Source organism: Erysipelothrix rhusiopathiae, assembly GCF_900637845.1.
GTDB classification, from domain to species: Bacteria; Bacillota_I; Bacilli_A; order Erysipelotrichales; family Erysipelotrichaceae; genus Erysipelothrix; species Erysipelothrix rhusiopathiae.
The window spans coordinates 444,600-470,053 of record NZ_LR134439.1; the positions used below are offsets into that span (position 1 = coordinate 444,600).

At 36.6% G+C, this 25,454-nt stretch carries 20 protein-coding genes; 15 read left to right on the forward strand and 5 right to left on the reverse strand.

All coding sequences use genetic code 11. The features are described 5' to 3' along the window. Window positions 1-23: 23 nt before the first annotated feature. The 12 genes from EL194_RS02115 (at window position 24) to EL194_RS02175 (ending at window position 15,292) form a co-directional block, all read left to right on the forward strand. A complete protein-coding gene (locus EL194_RS02115; RefSeq protein ID WP_003774805.1) occupies window positions 24-2,165 on the forward strand; it encodes a hypothetical protein in 2,142 nt (713 codons plus the stop codon). Next, window positions 2,166-2,858 carry an ATP-binding cassette domain-containing protein gene (locus EL194_RS02120; RefSeq protein WP_003774807.1) on the forward strand — a complete coding sequence of 231 codons (693 nt, stop codon included), beginning with the start codon at window positions 2,166-2,168 and terminating at the stop codon, window positions 2,856-2,858. It begins immediately after the preceding gene. 228 nt (window positions 2,859-3,086) lie between these two features. Next, entirely contained in the window at window positions 3,087-4,124 is a 1,038-nt protein-coding gene (locus tag EL194_RS02125; protein WP_003774808.1) for a hypothetical protein, read from the forward strand. Then, on the forward strand, window positions 4,105-4,959 hold the full coding sequence (locus EL194_RS02130) for an ABC transporter ATP-binding protein (RefSeq protein ID WP_003774810.1): 855 nt from the start codon (window positions 4,105-4,107) through the stop codon (window positions 4,957-4,959). The genes EL194_RS02125 and EL194_RS02130 overlap by 20 nt, the downstream gene beginning before the upstream one ends. Further along, a complete protein-coding gene (locus EL194_RS02135; protein ID WP_003774812.1) occupies window positions 4,956-6,818 on the forward strand; it encodes a hypothetical protein in 1,863 nt (620 codons plus the stop codon). Before EL194_RS02130 ends, EL194_RS02135 begins: the two co-directional genes overlap by 4 nt. A gap of 80 nt (window positions 6,819-6,898) precedes the next feature. Continuing rightward, window positions 6,899-7,588 (forward strand): pseudouridine synthase, encoded by a 690-nt coding sequence (locus tag EL194_RS02140; protein WP_003774815.1) that lies wholly within the window; start codon window positions 6,899-6,901, stop codon window positions 7,586-7,588. A gap of 101 nt (window positions 7,589-7,689) precedes the next feature. Next, complete coding sequence (locus EL194_RS02145) at window positions 7,690-8,493, forward strand: hypothetical protein (RefSeq protein ID WP_003774816.1); 804 nt, start codon at window positions 7,690-7,692, stop codon at window positions 8,491-8,493. A gap of 132 nt (window positions 8,494-8,625) precedes the next feature. Further along, the gene (locus EL194_RS02150) at window positions 8,626-10,347 is read left to right on the forward strand and encodes an ABC transporter ATP-binding protein (RefSeq protein ID WP_003774819.1); all 1,722 of its coding nucleotides are present in this window, start codon (window positions 8,626-8,628) and stop codon (window positions 10,345-10,347) included. Further along, window positions 10,331-12,064, forward strand: a complete 1,734-nt coding sequence (locus EL194_RS02155; protein WP_003774821.1) for an ABC transporter ATP-binding protein — start codon at window positions 10,331-10,333, stop codon at window positions 12,062-12,064. The genes EL194_RS02150 and EL194_RS02155 overlap by 17 nt, the downstream gene beginning before the upstream one ends. 11 nt (window positions 12,065-12,075) lie before the next feature. Further along, complete coding sequence (locus EL194_RS02160; RefSeq protein ID WP_003774823.1) at window positions 12,076-13,056, forward strand: ArsR/SmtB family transcription factor; 981 nt, start codon at window positions 12,076-12,078, stop codon at window positions 13,054-13,056. A 334-nt stretch (window positions 13,057-13,390) separates the two neighbouring features. Continuing rightward, on the forward strand, window positions 13,391-14,176 hold the full coding sequence (locus EL194_RS02165) for a hypothetical protein (protein WP_115355042.1): 786 nt from the start codon (window positions 13,391-13,393) through the stop codon (window positions 14,174-14,176). A 525-nt stretch (window positions 14,177-14,701) separates the two neighbouring features. Further along, entirely contained in the window at window positions 14,702-15,292 is a 591-nt protein-coding gene (locus tag EL194_RS02175) for an ATP-binding cassette domain-containing protein (protein ID WP_003774829.1), read from the forward strand. Between the two features lie 575 nt (window positions 15,293-15,867). On the opposite strand, the gene EL194_RS02185 is transcribed toward EL194_RS02175, so the two are convergent. The 4 genes from EL194_RS02185 to EL194_RS02200 are packed head-to-tail and all read right to left on the reverse strand — an operon-like array spanning window position 15,868 to window position 19,404. Continuing rightward, a complete protein-coding gene (locus EL194_RS02185; RefSeq protein ID WP_003774832.1) occupies window positions 15,868-16,782 on the reverse strand; it encodes a siderophore ABC transporter substrate-binding protein in 915 nt (304 codons plus the stop codon). Then, window positions 16,772-17,545, reverse strand: a complete 774-nt coding sequence (locus tag EL194_RS02190; RefSeq protein WP_003774834.1) for an ATP-binding cassette domain-containing protein — start codon at window positions 17,543-17,545, stop codon at window positions 16,772-16,774. The genes EL194_RS02185 and EL194_RS02190 overlap by 11 nt, the downstream gene beginning before the upstream one ends. After that, on the reverse strand, window positions 17,538-18,452 hold the full coding sequence (locus EL194_RS02195; RefSeq protein ID WP_003774836.1) for an iron chelate uptake ABC transporter family permease subunit: 915 nt from the start codon (window positions 18,450-18,452) through the stop codon (window positions 17,538-17,540). Before EL194_RS02195 ends, EL194_RS02190 begins: the two co-directional genes overlap by 8 nt. Beyond that, window positions 18,442-19,404, reverse strand: coding sequence for an ABC transporter permease (locus tag EL194_RS02200; protein WP_003774838.1), 963 nt, complete (start codon window positions 19,402-19,404; stop codon window positions 18,442-18,444). Before EL194_RS02200 ends, EL194_RS02195 begins: the two co-directional genes overlap by 11 nt. Window positions 19,405-20,297: 893 nt before the next feature. On the opposite strand from EL194_RS02200, the gene EL194_RS02205 reads away from it, so the two are divergent. Then, window positions 20,298-21,056, forward strand: coding sequence for a hypothetical protein (locus tag EL194_RS02205; protein WP_003774841.1), 759 nt, complete (start codon window positions 20,298-20,300; stop codon window positions 21,054-21,056). 130 nt (window positions 21,057-21,186) lie between these two features. Further along, entirely contained in the window at window positions 21,187-22,200 is a 1,014-nt protein-coding gene (galE, locus tag EL194_RS02210) for a UDP-glucose 4-epimerase GalE (protein WP_003774843.1), read from the forward strand. A 33-nt stretch (window positions 22,201-22,233) separates the two neighbouring features. On the opposite strand, the gene EL194_RS02215 is transcribed toward galE, so the two are convergent. Beyond that, on the reverse strand, window positions 22,234-22,680 hold the full coding sequence (locus tag EL194_RS02215) for a hypothetical protein (RefSeq protein WP_013853280.1): 447 nt from the start codon (window positions 22,678-22,680) through the stop codon (window positions 22,234-22,236). Window positions 22,681-22,859: 179 nt separating this feature from the next. Between EL194_RS02215 and ppdK the strand changes: the two genes are divergently transcribed. Then, window positions 22,860-25,454, forward strand: a complete 2,595-nt coding sequence (gene ppdK, locus EL194_RS02220) for a pyruvate, phosphate dikinase (RefSeq protein WP_003774847.1) — start codon at window positions 22,860-22,862, stop codon at window positions 25,452-25,454.

Below are 25,454 nucleotides of genomic sequence, written 5' to 3' on the forward strand. Positions count from 1 at the left end.
GCCTTCTTATCAAAAAAATAAATATGGTTTTTACGATATTGTTAGCAATCTTAATTACTACAAGCAGCTTTCAAGTATTCAATTATGAGTATCAGGTAGGACTTGGGCTTTTAGGTGTGGACCAAATTCATAGAGAACATTCAAAAGCTTACTATATTGATATAACTCCGAGTGAAGTGAATCGTTCGATTGATGATTTGATCGAAGACGTTAGAACTTTTAGTGAAAGATACAAATATGATGTTGCGATTACAACTTCAGAGGATGACTATGCCAATCAAGAAAATGGCTACTTTTATTTTATAAGTGGTAATGAATCGAAACTCTTAAGCCACATTATTGTGAAAGAGGGGAGATTAAAGGAAAGTTTTTTTATTAATGACGATTGGGTTATATCTAATGATCACCTCAAAAAGCCAAGTTATTTAATTGATTATCTTGATCATCGTTTCTATGATTTTGATTCAACTTATAAAGATCCCATTTCAATCTATCCCTTGTCCAAAATAGAAGAATACTATCCATCAAGTGGTATTCAAACTTTAGTAACAATTTTTGTTGACGAATATTCAACACAGATACAAGAGACGATCTTTGATTATTTTCAAGTTTATAATTATATGAATGGCCCTTCCGGATTTTTTGTATCTGAGTTAGGACAAATGAATAATGTAAGTGTGGATAGAGAATTACAGCCGGCTACGGTTGTTGCTGTTATCAGCGTTCTTATGTTAATGGTACTTACAGTACTTAAAAATGGTAAGGAAATCGGGATACGTTATTTGCAAGGACAGTCAACAATACAAATTATTAAAAAATTATTTTTAAAAGACATTATAGGTCTATCAATTCTATTCGCTTTTACGATTTTTAGTACAGCCTTTGTCATCACGGATTCTTATGGAACGTTACTATTTATGTTTTTAGTAAAACTGATTCCATTTGTTCTTATTTATGTTTTTAGTATCTTAGGATGTTTATTCGTTACATATTTTTTGGTTGTTAAACGAACGTCTAATGAAATTTTAAAATCGAGTATGTCAATTGTACCAATATATATGTTAACGCTTATTTTGAAAGCACTATCCATAATTATTCTTCTTATTCCTATTTTTACTCGAATTCAAAGCATTGAATACAAACAGGGGCATATAAATTCATTGACAGAAAATCCAATGGTTTTAAATTCTAAGCGCATTGCTTATGCATCAAAATCTCCTGTGGATAAAGATTATAAGGACTATGAGAAAGCTTTGTTTGAGCTTGTAAGTCAAAATGATATTGCATACGCAAACCATAATGCATATGATTTCTACCTCACCGTGCTAAAACATGATCAATACAAGAACATTGAATTAGCAATGGACGGATATGTACCACCATCCGTTCACATTAATAATGCATATTTAGATTATATCAGCATCACTGACGAAACAAATCGAATGTTAAATCCTAAAATGTTATCAAAAGATAAAAATTATATCTTGGTTTCTAAGGAACGAGTTAATACGTATTATAATTACTTAGAGCCATATATGAGTAACTATGAAATTCTTTATATTCAACCAAACTCAACTTATGTATCCGCCAATAGAACGATAGCCATTCCAGCAGGGACCATAGATGATCCTATTTACTTTGTAGATAATGTTTACTCAAGAGGGATTGATAACTTTACTGTGAGCTTGTTATACAACGGAGAAACCAATAGCCTTACAAATATCTTGGAACGTATGGATCAAGAATATGATGCGAGCTATAAAGTTGTGAAATCGCGAGATATCTATGAATTAAGTATTTTTGAAATCAAAAATGATTATTTAGTTTGTTTACAATCGATTGGATTATATTTTTTAATACTTCTAATAATAAACTATACTTCAATTAAAATCTATGTTGATGGCTATAGCAAAAAAATTGCCATTAGATATCTCAACGGGACGAATTATTACAATCGCTATGCAATGCTCATTAACGGATCAGTCTTTTCAACAATTGCTGCCTTTACATATCTTCTCTACCAGGCTTCAGGAGACAAAGCAATTGCTGCGGTATTATTAGGAATATTTGTCGTGACATTAATCTTGGAATGGATCACCATTAAGGCGAGCATAAGAAAATATGAATCGACTGAAGTGTCTACAATTTTAAAAGGAGATGACTAAATGGAATCAATTATAAAGTTAGAAGGGATTTCTAAACAGTTTAACGATATACCAATCTTAACTGAAATTAATCTAGAAATGCCATCTCATGAAGTTATTGTAATCTCAGGCCCATCGGGAAGTGGTAAAAGTACATTATTAAATATTATCGGACTCCTGGATACGCCAGACGAAGGCACAGTGACCTTGTTTGGAAAAGCAAATCCTAAACCGTTTTCTAAAGAAGCAACGGCATTATTACGCACAAAAATCGGTTATCTTTTTCAAAATTTTGCGCTCGTCGAGAACAAATCCGTCGAGTATAATTTAATGTTAGCTTTAGAGAACGTTAAGCTAAAGAACAAAAAAGAAAAGGTGAATGAGGTCCTAAAAAAAGTAGGTCTCGATGGATTTAAAAATAAAATTGTTTATCAATGTTCCGGGGGAGAACAACAGCGTATCGCACTTGCACGAATCCTTTTAAAACCTTGTGAACTTGTCTTGTGTGACGAGCCGACAGGGAGTTTAGATGAGCGAAACAGAGATAAAATCATAGAATTATTGATGATGTTGAAGGATGAAGGGAAGACAGTGGTGATTGTTACTCATGATTCCTATCTTATGACACTGGCAGATACACACTTAGTCTTAGAAAGTAATGATGGTGAACCAGGTTTTTCAATCACTAAAAAATCCGGGACGATATCATTTTGAAGTGGCATGGAATCTTATAAGACCTTCAATTTAAAGTGATTAATAATAGTGTTCGTGAAAAAATCTCGAGATTTGAACTTGGGATTTTTTTTGTGGATATAAATCAAGAGTGAATCGGGTGGATGAATACGCTGTTTTTGACTTCGTGTTAAAAATGTTTAGATAGCGTTTACATTTTATTAATGAATGCTATTATAGAGTTAGAAAGAACGTACCAAGGGGGGAACTATGTTCAAAATAAAAAAGCTTTTATGCGTGGGATTATTGCTTCCGTTATCTGGTTGTGGGACAACATTAGGTTCAGATTCAATTCAGATTCAGCCATTTGATTTATCAACGCCTTTAATCGAATCATCCATTGCTAAAACGGATAACGATGTGTATTTTGTCGAGAATGCATCGCTTTATTACTATAATATCAACCGACAAAAAGTAGCACGATTAACCGGGATGTCCTTTGCGGATGACCAAGAAGTTGAAAATGATCGGATATCCTATACACGCTACTTTGAGAGTTTTGTGCAAGATAGCGATTTAATTTATTATGGGGATTATCTTTATGGACTTTTCGCGCGAATGAGTGCCGATGGTGGAAGTGCTTATTCGCTTGGACGCTTGAATCGCAAAGGGGAAGCTTATGAAGAAGTTCTCCGCTTTGAAACCTTACCGCTTCGTTTTCGAATTGATTCAGGCTTCATCTATGTTCTTTTTGAAGATGAAGTAACCGGGGAATCCATTATTGAAGTATATGACCATCATTTTAAACAAATTGAACGTAATCTGTATCCTGAATCCATACAGACATATCAATTCTTTATTGATAAAGGGCAATTGAGAATTCCAGAAGAACCGTTGACCGTTTATGAAGATGAGACCATGCGACTTTATTATGAGATCCATCGGACAACGGATGATTCAAACACTTCTTTAGAAAATGCTCGCGTGACGGCAGTTTTTTCAAAGGGTGATCACGAAATTAGACTTGATAATAAAATTATTATGTATGCAAATAAAGATTATTTCTATACTTCAAGTCTTGATGGCATACAAGCATATGAACAGTATGATCATAATGGAACGTTGATCAGTCGCGTAGTACCCGCTGAGACAATCACATCTCGCGGACCGGAGAGCGCGATGTTTATGCGTAGTGATTTTTCACTGATGTTACGCGTTGTGGATGATCGTTATGTTTTTGGGAAATCACAGGAAGCTCACTTTATGTGCGATTTGGCGATGAAGGAGTGTGATTATCTTGTTAAATAGGTTGGAAGTAAGGAATTTAAATAAGGCTTATGGCGCTACGAAAGCTGTGAATAATCTTAGCTTTGATATGGAGAACGGGATTTATGGGCTTGTTGGGCATAATGGTGCAGGGAAGAGCACTTTAATTAAAATACTTGCAACCTTGATGAAAGCAGATTCGGGAACAGTATCTTTTAATGGAGAATTGATAAAAGATTACACCGTATTTCGAAGTCTTTTGGGTTATATGCCTCAAAATCAATCGTTACCTGCACAGATGACTGTCGAGCATTTTCTCTTCTATATCGCATCCCTAAAGGCGATTCCAAATGATTTAGCGAGATTGCGGATTGAAGATCTTTTGACGCGTTTTAATTTGGAAACAAAGAAACATCATAAATTAAGTTCTCTTTCCGGTGGGATGAAACAACGGGTCTTGCTTGCGCAAGCGATGTTGAATGATCCCGCAGTTTTAATCTTGGATGAACCAACCGCAGGTCTTGATCCTGTTGAACGGAGCAATCTAAGAAATGTAATCATGGAACTTTCTGGTGATAAAATTGTTTTGATTGCAACGCATATTATATCCGATATCGAATATATAGCCGATAAAATAATGCTTCTTCAAAAAGGAAATATCATTGAATTTGATACACCGGATAGACTTATTTTAAAGATGCGTGTCTTTGAATCCACACTATCTTTTGAGGCGTATAAACGTTTCGCTCAAGAACATAAAATTATCAATAGCATTCGCATTGGGGACCAGGTAAGAATTCGCCATTTTAGTGATGACATTGAAGGGGTAAAGGTTAATCCGACAATCGAGGATCTTTACCTGTACGCACTATCATGATCCATCTTGAACTCAAAAATCTAAAAATGCGCATGAATTTTCGAATGCTCGTGGTGATTGTTTTGGCCTTTGTCTCTTTAAATATGGTTTATCTGAAATCTACAGGTGCGTATGATGCTCTTTATAAGGAATATTCTAAACATACAGACTTGTTCACAAATGATTCAGTAGATGATGCCACAATGTATTTTGAAGAACAGATTAATTACATATCAGGTTATCATGAAAACATTGATCAACACCTTCAAGAAATCAATGACAAACGTGAGACGGGCCTTTTTGATGATCCCAAAGATATTCATAAATTGAATAAGGAACATGATTTTTATGAGCAGCTCAAACTTGAACCCGTTGAATTTATAAACATCCAACGACATGAACTGATTTTACGCAGTCCAACGTCTAAGATTGTGATGCTGCTCTTTGGTTTTTATTTACTCTACTTACTTTTTGGAGAAGATCTTTTAGAAGGGACACTTGAGATTTATCAGCCAACACAAAGAGGTCTTTCAAAATTATTTCGTTCAAAAATGGTGGTACTAACGGGGTTACTCTTTGTTGTGACGGGTCTTCTAATATTATTTGATGGGTTTAGATTGGGGTTTTCAAAGGCATCCATTCACAGCATTCCCTATTTCAAACATGTTTGGCTTATGGGAAGTGTGTTTCACTATTCAATGTTTAGGTATATCTCAATTTTTGTAGTGACCCTAATGCTTTTACTGTTAACTTTAATTTTTATGACCCTTACGCGAAATACACTTCTTACAGTAATCGCAGGATTAAGTGTTCTCTTTGTGCAAGGCATGCAATATGCAATGATTCCGATTCATTCAAAATATGGCTTCCTCAAGTTATATAATATTTACTATATGGTTGTCCATGATAAAGGCGATTTCCCTTATAATTTACTTCTTTTTTGTGTAGTTCTGACTGGAATTTTGGGCATTGTTTCATATGAGTGCTATGTAAAGAGTGGACCAATCCGTAAGCATAAGGGGGCGGGGATTCCGATTCGAAGTACACATCGAATTGTACATAGCATGTATCAACTTTGGATAAGTTCTTATGGGTTAATAATTCTTGTTTTTGTACTAATTTTTGGTATCTATAATATTAAAACCTTTTCGATCAGTACGACGTCAAATGAACAGTCTTATCAATTTTATAAACAAAATTATCTTGGCCCCATCGATGATTCAAGTATCATAAGACATAAGCAAGCACTTGAGATAATTCAAGAAGCTGTAAGAGAAAAAGAAAAGATTCAAATAATGATTGAACGGGAACCTGAGCGCGCTCATGATCTCTACGTAGAGCATGATGCGGTATTTAAACGTGCCCATGAAATTTCAAATGCACTCCGATTTGATGAAGAACTTAAGCAGGCACAGATGTTGGGTGTTGATACCATGATTGATAATCGTGGTGCCTCACTCATCGTTATGAAGAACCAAGTCTTCTATCGTCTTATCTTTATGGGTGTTTTATTGGTCCCAATGTTTTTCTTAGGCTATCAACAATACCACCTTATTTATGACCGCCGTAATGAGAGCTTTATTCATATAAGTAGAACTGGAATGAAAAACTATCGAAAGACCCATAGATATTCACTCTTGATTTATTCAATGATGATGAGTTTCACTATGATTGCGATGCATATTTTAAAAATTTCCAAGGTCTTAAATATAGATTTTTCAAATACAATGAAAGACCTCCTCATTACATCGATTCCGGTCACGTTAAAAACAGGCGTTGTTTTAGTGTGGGTTATGTTGACGCTCATGAGTTATGGTATCGGACGCATTGGAAATTTGATGTATTTAATCCAAAGGAATGTATTTAATGATAGCCTCTAAGTGATTTATAATCTTTTTAAAATTCATCCGTAATTCTAAAGAATACGATATAATAGAAGATATTGAAATGAGGATAAGATATGCGATTGGATAAATTTTTAGCTCATAATGGATTTGGAACACGAAAAGATGTAAAAATTCTTGTGAAAAAGGGTATGGTTACGGTAAATCACGATGTGGTACGGGATGCAGGTATGGTTTTAAACCTTGAAAAGGATGAAGTCTTTGTTAAAGGGGAAAGTGTATCGTACCAGAAGGATATTTACTTTATGATGAACAAGCCAGCTGGATATATTTGTGAACATAATCCTGAAATGTATCCCTCTGTTTTAGAACTGATAGAATCGTATCATCGTGATTTGGTTTTTGTCGGTCGCTTGGATGCGGATACGGAAGGGTTACTCTTAATTACAAACGATGGCCAGTTTTCACATCGTGTTGCGCACAGTAAAAGTAATGTTCATAAACAATATTATGTTGAACTAGATAAACCATTTGACCTGCGCTTTTGTGAAGAATTAGAAAAAGGGATGATGTTAGGGGATGAACTTTTGAAACCTGCTCAAGTTGAAGTTGTAGGGGAACGCGCCATCCACTTAACAATCGGTGAAGGGAAATACCATCAAGTGAAACGCATGATGCATGCCTGCGATAATGAAGTTACGTATTTAAAACGCATTAAGATTGGTGCATTGGAACTGGATTCAAGCTTACAACCCGGTGCGTACCGAGATTTATCAGAGGAAGAAATCAACTTGTTTATCAAATAAATGGTAATCTGATGAGTCTTTTGTGATTTGGGTATCATTTTGAATCAAAAGGGACTACGATTAAAGTAATATGAGTTTATAAACTTGAAAGGAGCATTGAGATGGAACCATTAAAACGTTCAGACAAAGTGAAAAAGTTCAGATATGTTGGTTCAGTTGCGGTTATTTTGATTGTGGTAATTATTGTATTTGTTTATCAACTAACCAAACCAGCCAAACCAACAATCGTATTTAAAAATAATGCGCAATTAGAACAATACACTTACTTAAGTAATGCAGCACTACAAGATGCTATTGATCTCGAAAAGAGTAATTTTGGAACGTATCACGTTGAATTTTTAAGAGATGGAAAGATTATAGATCCTGAGACCATCCGACAAGAACAAATTCAGTTGTATACAACGATGCATAACATTCCCTATCCATTTCCAGAAGGGTTTGATGATAAGGGAATTATGGACTTGCTAGATAACGGGGATGAAATTCCTGTTGTCGGTGATTTAGAAATGCGCTTTATCGCATCGTTTTCAAACGGTGAAGAAGCAAGCTTTGAGAAAGTCTTTAAAGCCGTTGATACAATTCCGCCTAAAATAACGTATCGTGTGGATGATAAAGAAGTTGATAGTGGTGCACGCATTGTGGTCCAAACAGGGGATGATGAAGGGGAATTGCGTGTTACGGATACGCGATTTGATCACGATATTGAGATTCAATTCAATTCTTCAAAATCACCGGTGAAAGAGGCGACACAGCTTAAAATTGAAGCTTCTGATGGAGTCAACGAAACGCAGTATCAAGTCTATCTCTATTATGTGGATCTGGAAAATGTTTCCGAAGAGATGTATCAAATCTTAAAAAATGCCGGAGTTATAAATTTAGATCGTATCCAAGTCAAAGAGTCGTGAGACTCTTTTTTTATGGTTCTCATTAATGTCTAACACGTTGTTAGATATTTGTTGACTGAAAAGACCGCTTGTGTTAATGTTTATCTAACATAACATTAGATGAAGATATAACTAAGTGTAGGAGGATGGTTTATGATCCATAAATTAAAACGCGCATGGCGCGAAAGCAATCGTTTCAATCGATATGTGGTACTCCTATGTAGTTTCGTATTAATTGGTGCCATGGAATTAATGGCATCGCAATATTTTGGAGCACTAACCCAATCGATATTACTGCGTGATTTTACCCAAACTCAAGCCAGTCTAATAGGGTTTGGTTGTCTTACCCTTCTTGCGGTATTGATGACCTATCAGGCCCAAAAATACCAAACTCAAGTGATTGAAACAATGCGCAGTCAATTTAAAACAAAAACAGTTGATTGCATTTTGGAAAGTGATTATCGTGTCAGTTCACAACTGGAACAAGGTGATCTCATTGGACGGCTTGAAAATGATGTTTCAAGCATTGTTTCCGCAACAAATTTAAGTGTCACCTTATCTAAAGCGGTTGTACTTTTAATAATCTTATCCTTTGGGATTCTTCGTATTGATGTGCGTTTATTAATCTTGTATTTTATTCCCCTTCCATTGGCTTTTATCATTCAACGTTATGCTTCACAAAAATCCAGTGATTTCATCCTTCCATGGAAAACGGCTATGGGTAAAACCAATGCCCTCACGCAAGATGTGATGAATAACCGAACGACCATAAGAACCTTTGGTTTGTATGATACGGTTGCTTCATGGGTCGAGAAAGCACTGGTGGATTCACGGGATAAGGGAATCTATGGAATCCGTTCCCTCTACTTACTGCAATTTCCATTTTCAGTCTTTGCCATGCTTCCCAATTTCCTCATTGGTATTGGTGGAACCTATCTTATCGCACACGGTGAGCTAGAATTGGGTCAACTTGTCAGTGCCTTTCTTTTAGTTCAACTGATTTCAAATGAATTTAATGTTATTGCGAATATGGTTCAAAACATTCCGCAATTATTGGTTTCAACCGAACGAATTTATCCAATGTGGGATGCTGCGAAAGAAACATTCGGGAATGCGGTGGGATCAGAGGAAAGCGATCCTGTTATTGCTTTTAAAGATGTATCTTTTGGATATCCAAATACGGATACTCTCGTATTAAAGGGCTTCAATCTTGAGATTTATAATCAGGAACACGTCGGTGTTGTGGGAACCAGTGGTTCAGGGAAATCAACGCTGATGAAGCTCCTGTTAGGACTGTATACGCCTCAATCCGGAGCGGTTTATTATAAAGGGATTTCGATTCAAGATTGGGATAAACAAGCCTTACGTAATGACTTGGCGGTTGTATTTCAAAATAGTGAATTGATGAATCAAAGCATTCGTCAAAATCTTCAGTATGGCAATCAGATGGTATCGGATAAGCAACTTCATGAGGTGCTGGATCACGTTCATCTCTCAGACTTTGTGGATCAAAACGGCTTGGACTTTATCGTTGGCGAAAAGGGGAATCGTTTGTCCGGGGGACAACGTCAGCGCTTGTCGATTGCACGAGCGCTGCTTAAAGAGAGTGATGTCTTGTTGTTTGATGAAGCAACTTCAGCTTTAGATGTGGAAACAGAACAGCTCATCCAGCATGTTATGGATACGACAGAACGTACGCAACTGATTATTGCGCATCGTCTTGCAACCTTACGCAATTGTGATCGCAATATTGTGATGGATCAAGGGGCGGTTGTTGCGAGTGGAACGCATCATGAACTGATGGCTCAAGACGGGATCTATGCAAGTTTAATCGCAATTCAAAATGGAGGTGATCATCATGACAAACGTATTTAAAACCATGCGACGAATATCCAAAATTGGTTCGTGGGCTTTTGTTGGCGCAATTCTAGGCGGTTGTGTTGCCAGTCTCGCAAATTTCGGTCTTAACTTTACGTTTGGAAAGATGACGCAGATTTCCATCGAACAAGCTACAGCAGGAACTTTTGATTTACAAATCCTCCTCACAATAACCGGTCTATTTCTCCTTATGTTTCCACTTCTTGTAATGGGACAAACGGGAAATCTCATGGGGGGATTAAACGCAGAGAAACGTCTCAAAGAACACATGATTCATCATATCTTACGTCAAAAAGAAGCAACAATTCGTGCTTCACATACCGGCGATATGATGACCTTATTAACCAGTGATGCGGATGTCATTAATAATTATTATTTCCAAGGATTTAATTACATGTTTATTCATCCTACAGTGGGTGGTCTTGCAGCCTTAATCACAACATTCTTTGTGGATGTGCGATTTGGGGTGATTGCGGTTGTGTTGGGAATTGTGAGTGTATGGGTGGCAACACGGTATGCAGACGCAATTCAAACTGATTACGTATCAGCACGAAACTTCCAAAACAAAGCAACCAATCACGTATCCGATATTATCGCAAATGAAACAATGGTGCGTTTGTATAATGCACAGAATACGGTGGTGGATGATTATCGTGAATTAAACCAAGCGCATGCAAAGGCCCTCATAAATGCGGAAGTTAAAAAGCATCGAGTTACTATGTGGAATGATGGTTTTGGGGCTTTGGGTAAAATATTGTTTGTGGGAATTGGCTTTTACTTAGCATTGACCACTGATTTTGAATTTGCGAAGGTAATGTTGTTGTTACCATTACAGGCATCTATTGGATATATGTTTGGAAACTTTGGTGTTGCTTGGAACTATATTTTGGAAGTTCAAACATCTGCGGATCGTATCTTAACGATGTTGGACATGGAATGTGAAGAGGGTCGTATTGATAGACAAGACCTAAGTCTTGGGAAAGGTCATGATTTAATTACCTTTGATCAGGTTCAATTTGGATATCAACCAGATCATACCATTTTAAAGTCTGTTGATTTTACGATCAGTCCACAATCTAAGGTGGCGTTTGTGGGAGAATCGGGAAGTGGGAAGTCAACCATTTTTCAATTACTTCTTGGCTTTTATAAACCCGATCATGGGCGGATTTTGTTGGATGGAAAGGATGTGCAAGATTATTCACTGCAAAGTGTCCGAAATCAAATTTGTTATGTCCAACAAGAATCCCCCTTGTTCAACACCACCATCCGTGAAAACATTCGTCTAGGCAGTAAAGGCATTGTCAGTGATGCGATGATTGAGGCAGCCGCACACAAAGCCGCAATCCATGATTTTATTGTGTCGCTTCCCCAAGGGTATGATACACATGTGGGCGAACAAGGTGGAATGCTTTCAGGGGGACAACGTCAACGCATCGCGATTGCTCGTGCACTAATAAGTGAAGCACCCATTCTCATAATGAATGAACCAACATCCGCATTGGACAGTGAGTCAGAACAACTGATTCAAAAAGCCATCGCAAACATCCAAAACGAAAAAACAATTCTTATTGCGGCACATCGATTGAGCACCATTCGAGATGCTGATAAAATTATTGTATTAAATCAGGGTGTGATTGTGGAAATGGGAACCCATGATTCGCTGTTAACAGAGCACGGTGTCTATGAACGCTTTGTGCAGTCCCAACATATTTAAAGGAGTTTACGATGAAATTTGAGAAAAAACTAAATTATGAATTTGAAGCTTATGTAATGTTTCGACGTTTTTTGACCCAAGAGGCCCCTTATGCAGAGGATGCTCATGCAATTCATGATCGCATTGATTCAATTTATAAAGGGTGTGAAGCATCGATGCTTCAAGTTCAAAAAAATTACCCCCATGCAACTGAAATTCTTGAATTACTTGGCAATGAAAAAGCACAACTGTACTATATTCCCTTTAAATGTTTTCTTGAAATCCAAACACGTAATCAAAACGAGATTAAGGCATTATTGGTTGAAACCATTGAAGATATTTTAAAAGCATTTTTTAGTGAAGGATCCACGCGTCATGAAGGGATTTTCCAGGTAATCAATCATGCATCGTTAAGTTATTCTGAAAAGTGGGCATTAGTAAGTATGGTCGAGTCCGTTGACGTGCTGTATCACGAGTTTAAAGGTATTGTGACAGACCTTTCAAAACCGCTGAAACAAATGTTATCGGTGTTTGATCAAGAAATTGAGGTCTTAAACCAAGAGTGGACCGCGCGTCTTGAGTCAAATACTTATATTGAATATCTTCGTGATACGTTTGGAATTGTTTGGGATAATCATGAGGGGATTATTTATCCAAGTGTGATGGCTAATAATTCATTTGTGGATGTAACGTATTTGGGAATTACGATGACAGAAGCATTTTTAAATCGAAATCAACTCAGCGATAAAAATGCATGTAAGATGATGAAAAGTATGGGTGATCCAAGTAAATTTGCGATTTTAAAAGCCTTGAATCATGGACAAAAATACGGAAAGGAACTCGCGACCCTGCTTGGTTTAACACCCGCAACCATTTCCTATCACATCCAAGAATTATTAAATGATGGGTTGATTCAATGTGAACCCAGCAGCAATAAACGGGTTTATTATAATATTGCGAAAGACAGGGTTCGAGAATTGTTGGTGTTTGTGGAACACGAACTGGAACTCTAAACAAAAACACACTCTTAGAGTGTGTTTTTTTACGGAAATAGAGGAATTAATAATTAAACCATGGATATAGTCCGGGTTACGTCTTGGATTTTTCAAAGGAAAGGGTAAGTCTCTGTGTGGAAACCTCTAAGTCTTTCACAACCGGCGTTAATCCACAATTACGATAGACATCGTATAGATACAAAATGATTTGAGTTGATAATTCGATGAGAATACTCCAGTAGTGTATCAAAAACACAGTAAATACTTACAAGAACAACAAGCAAATCAACAAATAATGCGTTGTACACCATTGTCTAGAATGATAAACTTATTATTAATACGGGGGGAAAAAATGTACAAATCAAGTAAAAAAAATTTACTATCAATTATGTTACCAATAATTGTAGTCCAAGTTATTTTTGTTTTAAAGCAAGAAATATTTAATTTCGATGCCTCTTTCTATTATTATACAATAACAAATCCAGGATTCTTTTTTGTTTATTATTTAATAATAATTAGTTTAGAGAGCATATATGCTCTAAATTTCGAATATCTCATCACACAAAATAAATTTGATGATTTAGTAATATTAAGAACTGGATATTTTAAGTATTATTCGAGCAAGATCAAAAACGTAATAAAGCGAACTCTTTTTATTTCGTTGTTACAACAAATTACGTTATTATTAATCATTATATTTATCAAATCACCACTGACCTTTGAAGTCAATGATCCGACATTAACGCAAATGTTACCGTTTAGCACACATAATACGATTAATTTCTTTGTTTATTTTTTACTTTCAATTATCGGAACCACAGTTTATTGTGTCTTTTTAAGCAGTTTAATTTATTATATAAAAAACAAATACTTATATACTGCACTAAGTCCATTAATTTCTATCACAACTATTTTTATAGTTGGAGTTTTTATCATTCCATTTACGAATAAATTAAGTGCATTGAAGAACTTATCAATGTATTTCTACGGCTTGGTTATAGGAAATCTTCCAACAGTTGGCAACTTCTCATCGGGAGCAAACAGACTTAACATATTCCTTGCTTCTATTGTTCTGTACCTTTTAATATCGATTCTTTTTTATGTTATAACTGTTAAAAAGAGAGAAACAGAAGGATGAACCCAAATAGAAAAATACTTTCGTGTGTTTCAAAGAAACAGTATATCTTGTTGTTTATATTTATAATTCTAAATATATCTGAATACGCTCTTATTTATAATTCAGGAGCGCGTGCTATCGCTGTTTTGTTGAATCATAATTTTTATTGGATGAGTTTAAATGTTGTATGTCTAATAATTGGTTTTACTATAGTTTATAAAATCTCAAAAACAAAATTTTTTTTGTTGGCTCGTGTAAATGATCGCGAATTATCGATAAGGTTACAGAGGACTATTTTTTTTATTTTTTGCTATGGTACGCTAGCACATATAATACCCGTAATATTTTTTGTTAAATTTGAATTTCTCACAATTTTATTTATCTATATCTTGTCACTACTTTTACTGTACTACAGTATATCTTTACTCTTATCCTTCGTAATTTATTTTAATAACCGTTATTTTTTATTTGTCTCGCTCTTAAGTTTTTTGTTAACTTTTGGATTTCACGTTGTGTTTATGTCAGTTTTATAAAAAGGAGTAACCTATGTTAATATTAGAAAATATAAAAAAAAGCTATAAGGATTTAACTGTTTTAGAAAATCTAAATTTAGAACTAAACGATCATTCAATCATTTATATAAAAGGTAAAAACGGATGCGGTAAATCAACTTTACTAAAAATTATATCTGGAATACTAAAAGCGGATGGTGGCAGTATAAAAACAAATTATAAAAATATAGGGGCTCTTATTGAAAATCCCTCTTTTATAGAAGACCAAACATTAATAAAAAACCTCAAATTTTTATTTAATATAAAATCAAATTTTAATTATGAATATGTAAAAGAATTAGCAGACGCTTTTGATTTAGAGATCGATAGTAAAATCAAAATGAAAAATTATAGTGTTGGGATGAGACAGAAAGTGGGTATAATTCAGGCAATCATGGAAGATCAAGATCTTATTCTGCTTGACGAGCCAACACGCGGTCTCGATGATGAATCTATCTTAACTTTCACAAATATAATCAGTAATATGAAGGCGAAAACTATAATAATTTGTTCACATGATGAAATAGAAGACATAAATTTTGATAAGAAATTCGAGCTCGTAAATGGTAAATTGGAAAAAATATAGATTTTTCTTACTTAACCTATTATTAATACTGTCTTGTATAACAAAAAATATCGTAGAGAGTAGTCAGATTGAACACCTTATTTTTAAAATCCCTTCGAGTAATTTCACATTAATGAAACTTTGTGCTTCTCTATTAGTTTCTATTTTTAATATTCTATATGTATTTGATTTCTTGACTCCGTATTTGGATGTTGAGACAAATATTAAAATTAGAAAAAAAGAGAAGTATTATTATTTTATATTTGAAAAATTAATATTCTCAATCATAACAATTTTTACGACAAATTCGCTTTTTATTTATTTTGTTCAAGCAGATTCTTTAGGTGTTTTCAGACATTTAGAATACTACTTATTACTTTGTCTTTTTGGAATCATGTTTCTTTATAACAAGAAAAATTCACACATTACTTTTTTTGTGTCTTTAGTAGCGATGATTGCCTATAGGCTTATTTAAAGGGAATCAATTCATTTGTAATTACAAAATTAACCAAGGATTTAGTTCAGTGTTCACACATTGTTGTTGTTTGTGAAACATGAACTCTAAGCAAAAAACACACTTCTAGAGTGTGTTTTTTTTACGGTAATAGAGGTTTTAATGATTCAATCATGGATAAAACTGCGGTTGTTCCCCCTTCGGTTAGGTACCAAACTTCAGGATCCACATAGATGATATGGCCGTTTTGGTAGGCACGCGTTGCTTTCACAAAGGCATTGTCCATCAAGACTTCCGCATTTCCTTCACCACCGGTTACCCGGGAGCGATCCATTACAAGGATATAATCAGGGTTAAGGTCTTGGATTTGTTCGAAGGAGAGGGTAGAACCATGGGTTGAGACATCAAATTGTTTGGAAACGGGCGTAAATCCGAAATCACGGTACACATGATCATATCGGCTTTCAGGTCCGAAGGCTTTAATCTCATTGCCATTGGCCATTAAGAAAAGTAAGGTGCCCGTTTGTTTTTGTGCTTCATTCTTGAATGCATCTACCTGACTTTCTAAATCAGTCATCAAGCCTTCAAGATCACGACCTGGGTAGAGCTGATGAAGTATGTCAGTATTTGTTTTCATCGATGCGATTAAGCCATCGGGATGACTGTCTCTTCCCATATAGATTGTAGGGGCAATTTTTGAGAGGGCTTCGTAATGTTTGGCACTGCGACCTGAGATAACGATAAGATCTGGTTGTGCTTCACTTATGCGTTCATAATTGGGTTCAAAAAGGGTACCAATATCGGTGAGGTTTGAATCCAATTTCGACTTCAGTGTTGTCGTTAAGGAGGCAGTAGGCACCCCGGAAATTGGTAAATCATAGGATTCCATCATATCAATGATTCCCATATCAAAGACAAATACGTTCTGTGGGTTTTCGTTAACCTCGGTTGTTCCTAATTTATGTGTAATGGAAAGGGTGGTATCTTTTGTTTTTTGAGGTGTACATCCCGTCACGAAGATGAGGGCAAAGCACACGATTAATGTTTTAAAGTTCATAGTTCCTCGTTTCTACACAACATTGTTTGATTGTGTTATGGGTGAAAATTGTAAAGTCTAAATCATAAAGCTGTTTTAGGATGGGTTGTGTTAGCGTTGAATCGACGGCGCCATGCGCAATGCATTCCCCATCTTTTAAACAAACAACCGCATCACAATATCGATACACCATATTTACATCGTGCAGAATCATGACGATGGTTTTATTGCGATGACTTACGAAATGGTTCATGCATTGCATGAATTCATGGGCATGTTTTAAGTCCAAATTATTTAACGGTTCATCCAAAAGAATTACTTCGGTATCTTGAGCTAAGACCATCGCGATATAGACACGCTGAAGCTGTCCTCCGGAAAGGGTTTGGATGGATTGGTCTTTAAAATCCCAACATTCCATGTCTTGAAGGCATGTCCTCACAATTTGATGATCTTCTTCCGTTAGTTGACGTGGATTATGGGGGTAACGACCGTAGGATACAAGATCGTAGACACTTAAATTCAAGTTATGGTGATTGCGTTGTTTTAAAATCGAAACGTGTTTCGCAAAATTAATGGCTTTGAAGGTTTGGATATCGTTATCGTTAAGATATGTTTTCCCTGATGAGGGATGGGATAATCGTCCAATTAGATTGAGTAAGGTTGATTTACCCGATCCATTTTCGCCAAGAATGGCGGTCATAGCACCTTTTTGAATTGTGATTGCACAGTTCTCTAAGGCATTAAGGGTCCCATAAGTTTTAGTAAGGCTTTCTGTTTTAATCATGTTTACGCTCCTTAATCATAAAAATAATCAGTGCCAATGAGCCAATCAAATTAATAAAAACGGTGATGGTTCCGGTGAAATTAAAAAGACGTTCGAAGATAAGTTGGGACCCGAGAAGCAGTATAAAGGCTAGAAGCGTTCCGGTGATGATAATTGGTTTTGTCTTTGAACTTGGACACAGTTCTTGGGCTAAATTGCTGGTCAGTAGACCAAGAAAGGTCAGTGGTCCGACAAGACTTGTGACAAGGGAACTTGAGAGAATGACAAGAAATAAGACTTCCTTGTGGACCAAAGGGACATCCAGACCCAAACTTTGAGCAGTATCATCCCCAAGGACTAAAACATCAAACTGATGGCGTTTGTGGTTATAGATGCCGAGGATGAGAACCGTAAGTAAAACGGAAATACCTAAAAATTTCGGTTGGATGGCATTAAAGGATACAAAGTTTTGACTTTGAAGGATACTGAATTCCAGCGGATCCATCATCATTTGTAAGGTTGTGGAGAGTGCACCCATTAAGGTTGAAAAGACCGTCCCAATTAGAAGCAAAAGATAGATGTCATTTCCACATCGCTTTAAGATTTTTGGGTAGATCATGAGGCCGATGATTGACATGGTGAATAAGGCGATTAGTGGATTGAGCATCGGATTGTTTAGAATCATAAGACACCCGATCTGAATCAATAGGTACATGCGTTCAAAACCCAATAAAGCCGGAGAGACAATGCGGTTATGGGTTAGTCTTTGAAATAACGTTGTGCTCAGATTAACTAAATAAGAAGTGATGCACAGAGTGAGGATTTGGACGCATCGACGCTGAAAGATATACGCACTGGTTAAGCCACTTCCTAAATAATAAACAGCACAGAGAAACGCAATCCATCCTAAGATTTTTTTATAATTCATGGCGGATCATCCCTAGAAATCCTAAGGACCCAACAATTCCCAATATAAATCCTACGGGAAGTTCGTAGGGGAAGATTACGATGCGTGTAATGAGATCACATACTAAGACCAGGCATGACCCATAAAGCCCACACAGTAAAAATGAGTTGGATGAACCATAACGCATGGCAATCATATTGGGAACAATCAGACCTATAAAAGGCAATGTTCCCACCGTCACAACGACAGAAGCGGTAAGCAGCGATACGAGTACCAATGCAAGGTTCATTACGGACTTAGGTTTTAAGCCAAGATTACGCGCAAAGTCATCACCAAGTGATAGAATATCAAATTTACGGGCGGCAAATAATGCACACAATAACAGTGGAACGGCCGTAAAAAGTAACTCATAACGCCCTGCAATAATTTGAGTAAACGATCCCGTCATCATCCCTCCTAAAGCTTGCATTAAATCAAACTTAAGGGCTAAAAAGGTGGTCATCGATTCAATCATGGTTCCGACCATAATCCCAAGCAGGGGAATAAAGACTACATTCTTTAAGGGAATCAGACGTAAGAGCCTCAGAAAAAGGGCTGTACCTAAAATCGCAAATAAATATGCGAGTAAGGTTTTATGAAGCAATGATGCCCCTGGAAAGAGAATCAATGCGATGAGAATTCCCATCCGGGCTGCATCCATCGTAACAGCGGTTGAGGGAGATACAAACCGGTTACGCGTCACCTTTTGCATAATCATGCCCGAAATGGCTAAGGAACTACCGGTAAGAATAATCGCGCAAAGACGGGGAAGGCGACTTGTAAGCAGAATCGACCACGCATCGCTACTCCCTGTAATCAAGGCGTTAAAAGACAAGGGCAGTACACCTACAAATAATGATCCAAAACTAAGAATCAATAAGAACATTCCTGCCCATGTGGTGTGTCGATCTTTAAGCGTAAAACGAACAAACATATTCTCGATTCCTTTCTGTTACTGCCCTTTTAGTGTATGGAAGTGCTTTAGAACACACAAGCAAAACATTAATTAATTTTGGTTCTTTTTTCACAAACTCTTAATAATCATGTCTGATTACGATTGAAAATTTCGTTTTCGAGGTCTAAATGATACTGGTTTTCGTTATCTTGTGAAAAATTACGCTTCATCTACAAAAACCACCCTGATTGCGCTTCTAAAATAAACGTTTTGTGAAAAGCGTTCATTTTATGACAGAAATTGAATTTTTCAGGACAAGAAAGCGGTCTTTATGTGTGGAAATGATACGATGTCGTTGTAGAAAAGTGTTCGTATATGTGTTTAATGGATTGTAGGCAGTCAAAAAGGAGTTTTTTGTCTTTTAATTATTAAACGAAATTAGGATACTTTTGTGTATAATTGAAATTTTCAAACAGATGAATTTAGCATAATTATCCCATATAGGCTAATTAAAGCGATGAAATCCTTAATGTTGTATATGTCGATGAAAAAGAAGTATTGATTGTGATTCTTTAAAAAGAACGGGTCATTGAATATCATGGTGATGTAAAACTATTTCTTATTTAGAAACTGCTACGGATAAGTAAGGAACGCCATATAGAACACTTCAAAAACCATGGTGTGGATACACATTTAAACAAGCAAATGGCTATGATGTCGAAGGCTTGAATTATAGATTGATACTCTCTCTTAGCAATACAAAAATTTGCGGAAATAACATTAGCATCTATACCAACTCCTAAAACGCCTACATTATCTTAAACTGGAGTAAACAGTCACGTGCTACTTATAGCGGTATGCGTGTTTGTGTTGAATTTCTAATCGTTTTCAAAATAGAAAAGGTCAGTCTTTGACCGAGAAAGGAATAAAAAATGAAAAAAATAATGACTACGATCTTAATCGTTCTTGTTTTGCTATCAGGATGTTCAAAATCAAACAAACCAAATGATGAACAAAAAGCAAAGCTAAACGAAGCTACTGATCGTTTAATGAACGCAAATGCGGTCGACATTGACTTAGTGCTTGAGATGAAACCAGAAAAACGCGAACAGCTTAACGATGCCGTATCCGCAAATATGGGAATTAAATATGCGAAAGCAAGATTACCGCTTGATTTTGATTTAATTTTTAAAATTAACGTACCCGATGAAGACGATGCATCAATGAACATCTATAAAAAAGGTTCTGATGTTTATATGGACTTTATGGAACAAAAAATGAAAATTGATATTAAACAAATTCCACAAGTTGGTACAATCTTAGAATTTCCATATAGTGATATACAATCCAAAACTACGGATATTAATTTTGACAAAGCAACCGTCGTATCAGAAAACAATCAACTTGTTTATACCTTCGACCTAAATGACTTCTTACAATCCGATACATTTAAAAAAGCATTGGCAGAACAAGGTCAAGATGTAGACTTAGATTTCAAGCAAGGTCAAGCGATTGTGAAGGTAGGGGAAGAGATTGAAAACATCGACCTCAGCTTTATGGTAACTGAAAAGAATTCGATGGAATCGATGGAATTATTGATTACAACTGAAGTTGTTGGGTTAAATGATTCAGTAGAAATGTCATTCCCAAACTTTGATGCATTCATCGACATGACTCAGCTATACCAGTAAATATTAGTAAAATTTACGCAATAAAAAAAGCAAGAAAATAACATTTCTTGTTTTTTTATTACATTGCATTAATCTTGTAAACTGATAAAATAAACTTAGAAGAAGCCAAGAATTGGCCTTGGGAGGTAGTATGAAAGTTTTAGTTACAGGTGGTGCTGGTTATATTGGGAGTCATACATGTGTTGAATTATTAAACCAAGGATTTGAAGTTGTTGTGGTTGATAATTTAAGTAACTCAAGTGTCGAAGCACTCAAACGTGTTGAAGCAATTACTGGAAAAACCGTTACGTTTTATGAAACCAATGTTCTTGATAAACCAAGCCTAAATGCAATTTTTGAAAAGGAATCCGTGGATGCTGTCATTCATTTCGCAGCCTTAAAAGCTGTGGGTGAAAGTGTATCCAAACCTTTAGAGTATTATCAAAATAATATTACAGGAACACTTACTCTTTGTGAGGTGATGCGTGATAATGATGTAAAGAATATTATCTTTAGTTCATCCGCAACGGTTTATGGAGCACCTAAAACCGTTCCAATTAATGAATCATTCCCACTTTCCACAACAAGTCCATATGGAAGTACAAAACTCATGGCAGAAGATATGTTGCGTGATTTAAATATTGCGGATCCTTCATGGAACGTTGTGATTTTACGTTACTTTAATCCAATTGGTGCCCATGAGTCAGGAACGATCGGCGAAGATCCAAAAGGTATTCCAAATAATCTTGTTCCTTACATCACTCAAGTGGCAGTTGGAAAATTAGATCATCTATCTGTATTTGGAGATGACTATGACACGGTTGATGGTAGTGGTGTTCGCGATTACATTCACGTGGTTGATATTGCTTTAGGTCACGTAGCTGCACTTAAGAAAATGACAGAAACACCAGAATACCGTGTTTATAATCTTGGTACAGGTCAAGGATATTCTGTTCTAGAGATGGTTAAAGCATTTAGTGATGTAGTCGGTCATGAAATTCCTTATCAAATTAAAGAACGTCGCCCCGGTGACATTGCGGAATGTTATGCTGATCCACAAAAGGCTCGTGAAGAGTTAGGATGGGAAGCAAAACGTGATCTTCATAAAATGTGTGAAGATTCATGGAACTGGCAAAAATCAAATCCTAACGGATACGAACAATAATCAGAAAAAAGGAGTTCCAACTGGAACTCCTTTTTAACGTGCCGCATCAAGTTGGATGCGGGAAGTAATAATTTGTGGATAAATCTCATTACCATCCACCATAAATCGAAACTGATCAACACGCTCATTCACGTTTAGGGCCATAAATCCATCGAGTTTTGGTTCATCATAATGATAAACAAGATTTTTAGTGGTTGCCGTAAAGATCACATGTGGTTCTTTATCAACCATTTGGTTGGAAATACTCATCTGTTCAAAGTTACGTGCTTTAGAGTAAATATAGAAATAGGCATTGTCTTGGGTATCGCGTATGAAGTAAAATCCTTCATTGACCGTAGACAGTTCACTTTGAATGGTTGATAGACATAAATCGGTATGACTTACTGTACGAATTCCATCATGCATCGATTCAGGATTGCTTTTCGCATTACATCCTGTAAGTGAACCAAGTAAGATTAGAAAAACTATGAAACGCTTCATAATCACGCCCCCCTTTACAGTCATTGTATCACTAAGATATAACAGTTACTTTAAGGATATTGCTATCCTTGTGTAATTATGGTGAGATTTTAAATTTGTAGGTACTACCTTGTTGGCGTGCACCCAAAAAATAAAACGGACAATGTATAATTGAAAGTGTATAAGGAGGGCTTTTCGATATGCAATATGTTTACATGTTTTCTGAAGGAAGTGCAGCGATGCGTCCAACCCTAGGTGGTAAGGGTGCAAACCTCTGTGAAATGACGAATTTGGGGCTACCAGTACCCCAAGGTTTTGTAATCAGTACGGATGCGTGTCTCCATTATTATGAAAAAGATCATGCAATCGCACAAAATATACTGGATGAAATTTTCGCAAACCTCAGTAAATTGGAATCATTAACGGGTAAGACTTTTGGTGGAACGGATAAACCATTGCTTGTTTCCGTTCGAAGTGGTGCCCGTGTTTCCATGCCAGGGATGATGGATACCGTCTTAAACCTTGGTTTAAACGATGAAGTGGTTGAAGCATTGGCGAAAGATAATGAAAAGATGGCTTATGACTCGTATCGACGTCTGATTCAAATGTATGCGGATGTGGTTATGGGGATTGAGAAAGTGAAGATGGATCGAGAAGTTGCTTTAGTTGTCCATAAATATGGTGTGGACAGTGATCATGATTTAAGTGTTATTGCTTTGAAGGAATTGATTCAGCGTCTTAAAGAAACGTATCGAATTGAAGTAGGAGAACCGTTCCCTGATTCACCTCAAGTTCAATTGGTTCATGCCGTAGAGGCAGTCTTTAGAAGTTGGAATAATCCTAGAGCGAAGTATTATCGAAAAATGCATGATGTTCCCGATGATTGGGGAACTGCGGTAAATATACAAGAAATGGTTTTTGGAAATCGTGGTGAAGGGTGTGCTACAGGTGTTGCCTTTTCACGAAATCCCGCAACGGGAGAACATGAACTTTATGGTGAGTTTCTCTATGATGCGCAAGGTGAAGATGTGGTGGCGGGAACGCACACACCCTTACCAATTTCTACTCTAAAAGAAACTATGCCAGAAGCATATAATGAATTTGAACGACTCGCAGAGAAACTTGAAAAACGTTATCATGATATGCAAGATATGGAGTTTACAATTGAAAAAGGAAAACTCTATATGTTACAGACACGAAGTGGAAAGCGTACGGCTCAAGCTGCTGTGAAAATTGCTTATGATATGGTTCATGAAGGAACCATTACCAAACAAGAAGCCATAAACAATCTTGATGTATCCATTTTGGATGGATTACTCCATCCTCAATTTGATACCGAAAATTTAAAATCTATAGAGCCTATTGCGAAAGGGTTACCGGCTTCGCCAGGGGCTTCAAGCGGTATGATTGTCTTTGATACACTTACGGCTGTTAAATACACTCAAAAAGGTAAACCCGTAATTTTAGTTCGTTTAGAGACGTCTCCTGAGGATATTGAGGGGATGCATCTTGCGGAGGGTATCCTGACAAGTCGTGGTGGGATGACATCACATGCGGCGGTTGTAGCGCGTGGTATGGGGAAATCCTGTATTGTAGGATGTAGTGATGTGATCGTATATGAGGATAATACCTGTGAGATTGATGGTAAAGTTTATAATCTCGGTGATGAAATCTCAATTGATGGTGGAACCGGTTGTGTATATCAAGGACGTCTTAAAACTCAAGAAGCGACGATGTCTAAAGAGTTTGAAACACTTCTTGATTGGGCGGATGAATTGAGTTCGATTGATGTTTACACCAATGCGGATACGCCTGCTGATGCGCAAACCGCAATCGAATTTGGTGCGAAAGGAATCGGCTTAATTCGTACTGAACATATGTTTTTTGAACGTGATCGTATTCGTGCGATGCGTGAGATGATCTTAAGTCGAACCCCTAAACAACGTGAGGCTGCATTAACGAAAATCTTACCCATTCAACGTAAGGATTTCGAAGCAATCTTTACGGTAATGGAAAATCGAAGTGTTACCGTGCGATATCTTGATCCACCCCTACATGAGTTCATGCCAACCACAACCCAAGAAATTGAAGAGTTGGCAGCGTCGATGAATATGGGTGTTGCAGAGATTAAAACGGTTATGAGATCCTTGCATGAATATAATCCCATGATGGGACATCGTGGCTGCCGTCTTGCAATCACATATCCAGAAATTGCACTTATGCAAACTCAAGCATTGATCGAAGCGGCAATTAATGTGAATCAAAAAGGTCACCGCGTAAACCCAGAAATCATGATTCCACTTGTTGGGGATGTGAATGAGTTTAATTTCCTTGCAGGACGCATACGAAATCTTGCGGATGCGTTAATTGACAAGGCTGGTGTAGAAGTTCATTATCGTATTGGTACCATGATTGAGCTTCCACGTGCATGTTTACTTGCGGATAAGATTGCGGAAGAAGCGGAATTCTTCTCATTTGGAACCAATGATCTAACACAAATGACCTATGGCTTTTCCCGAGATGATGCCGGAACATTCTTAAAAGATTATTATGAGAAAGGGATTTATCAAAATGATCCTTTCGCTTCATTAGATCAAGAGGGTGTTGGGCAATTAATTCAACTAGCGATATCAAAAGCACGCGGCGTTAAGCCAGACTTAAAGATTGGAATTTGTGGTGAACATGGAGGTGATCCACGATCGGTTAAATTCTTCCGAGATGCTGGATTTAATTATGTATCCTGTTCGCCGTATCGTGTGCCAATTGCACGCATTAGTGCAGCACAAACAGTTTAA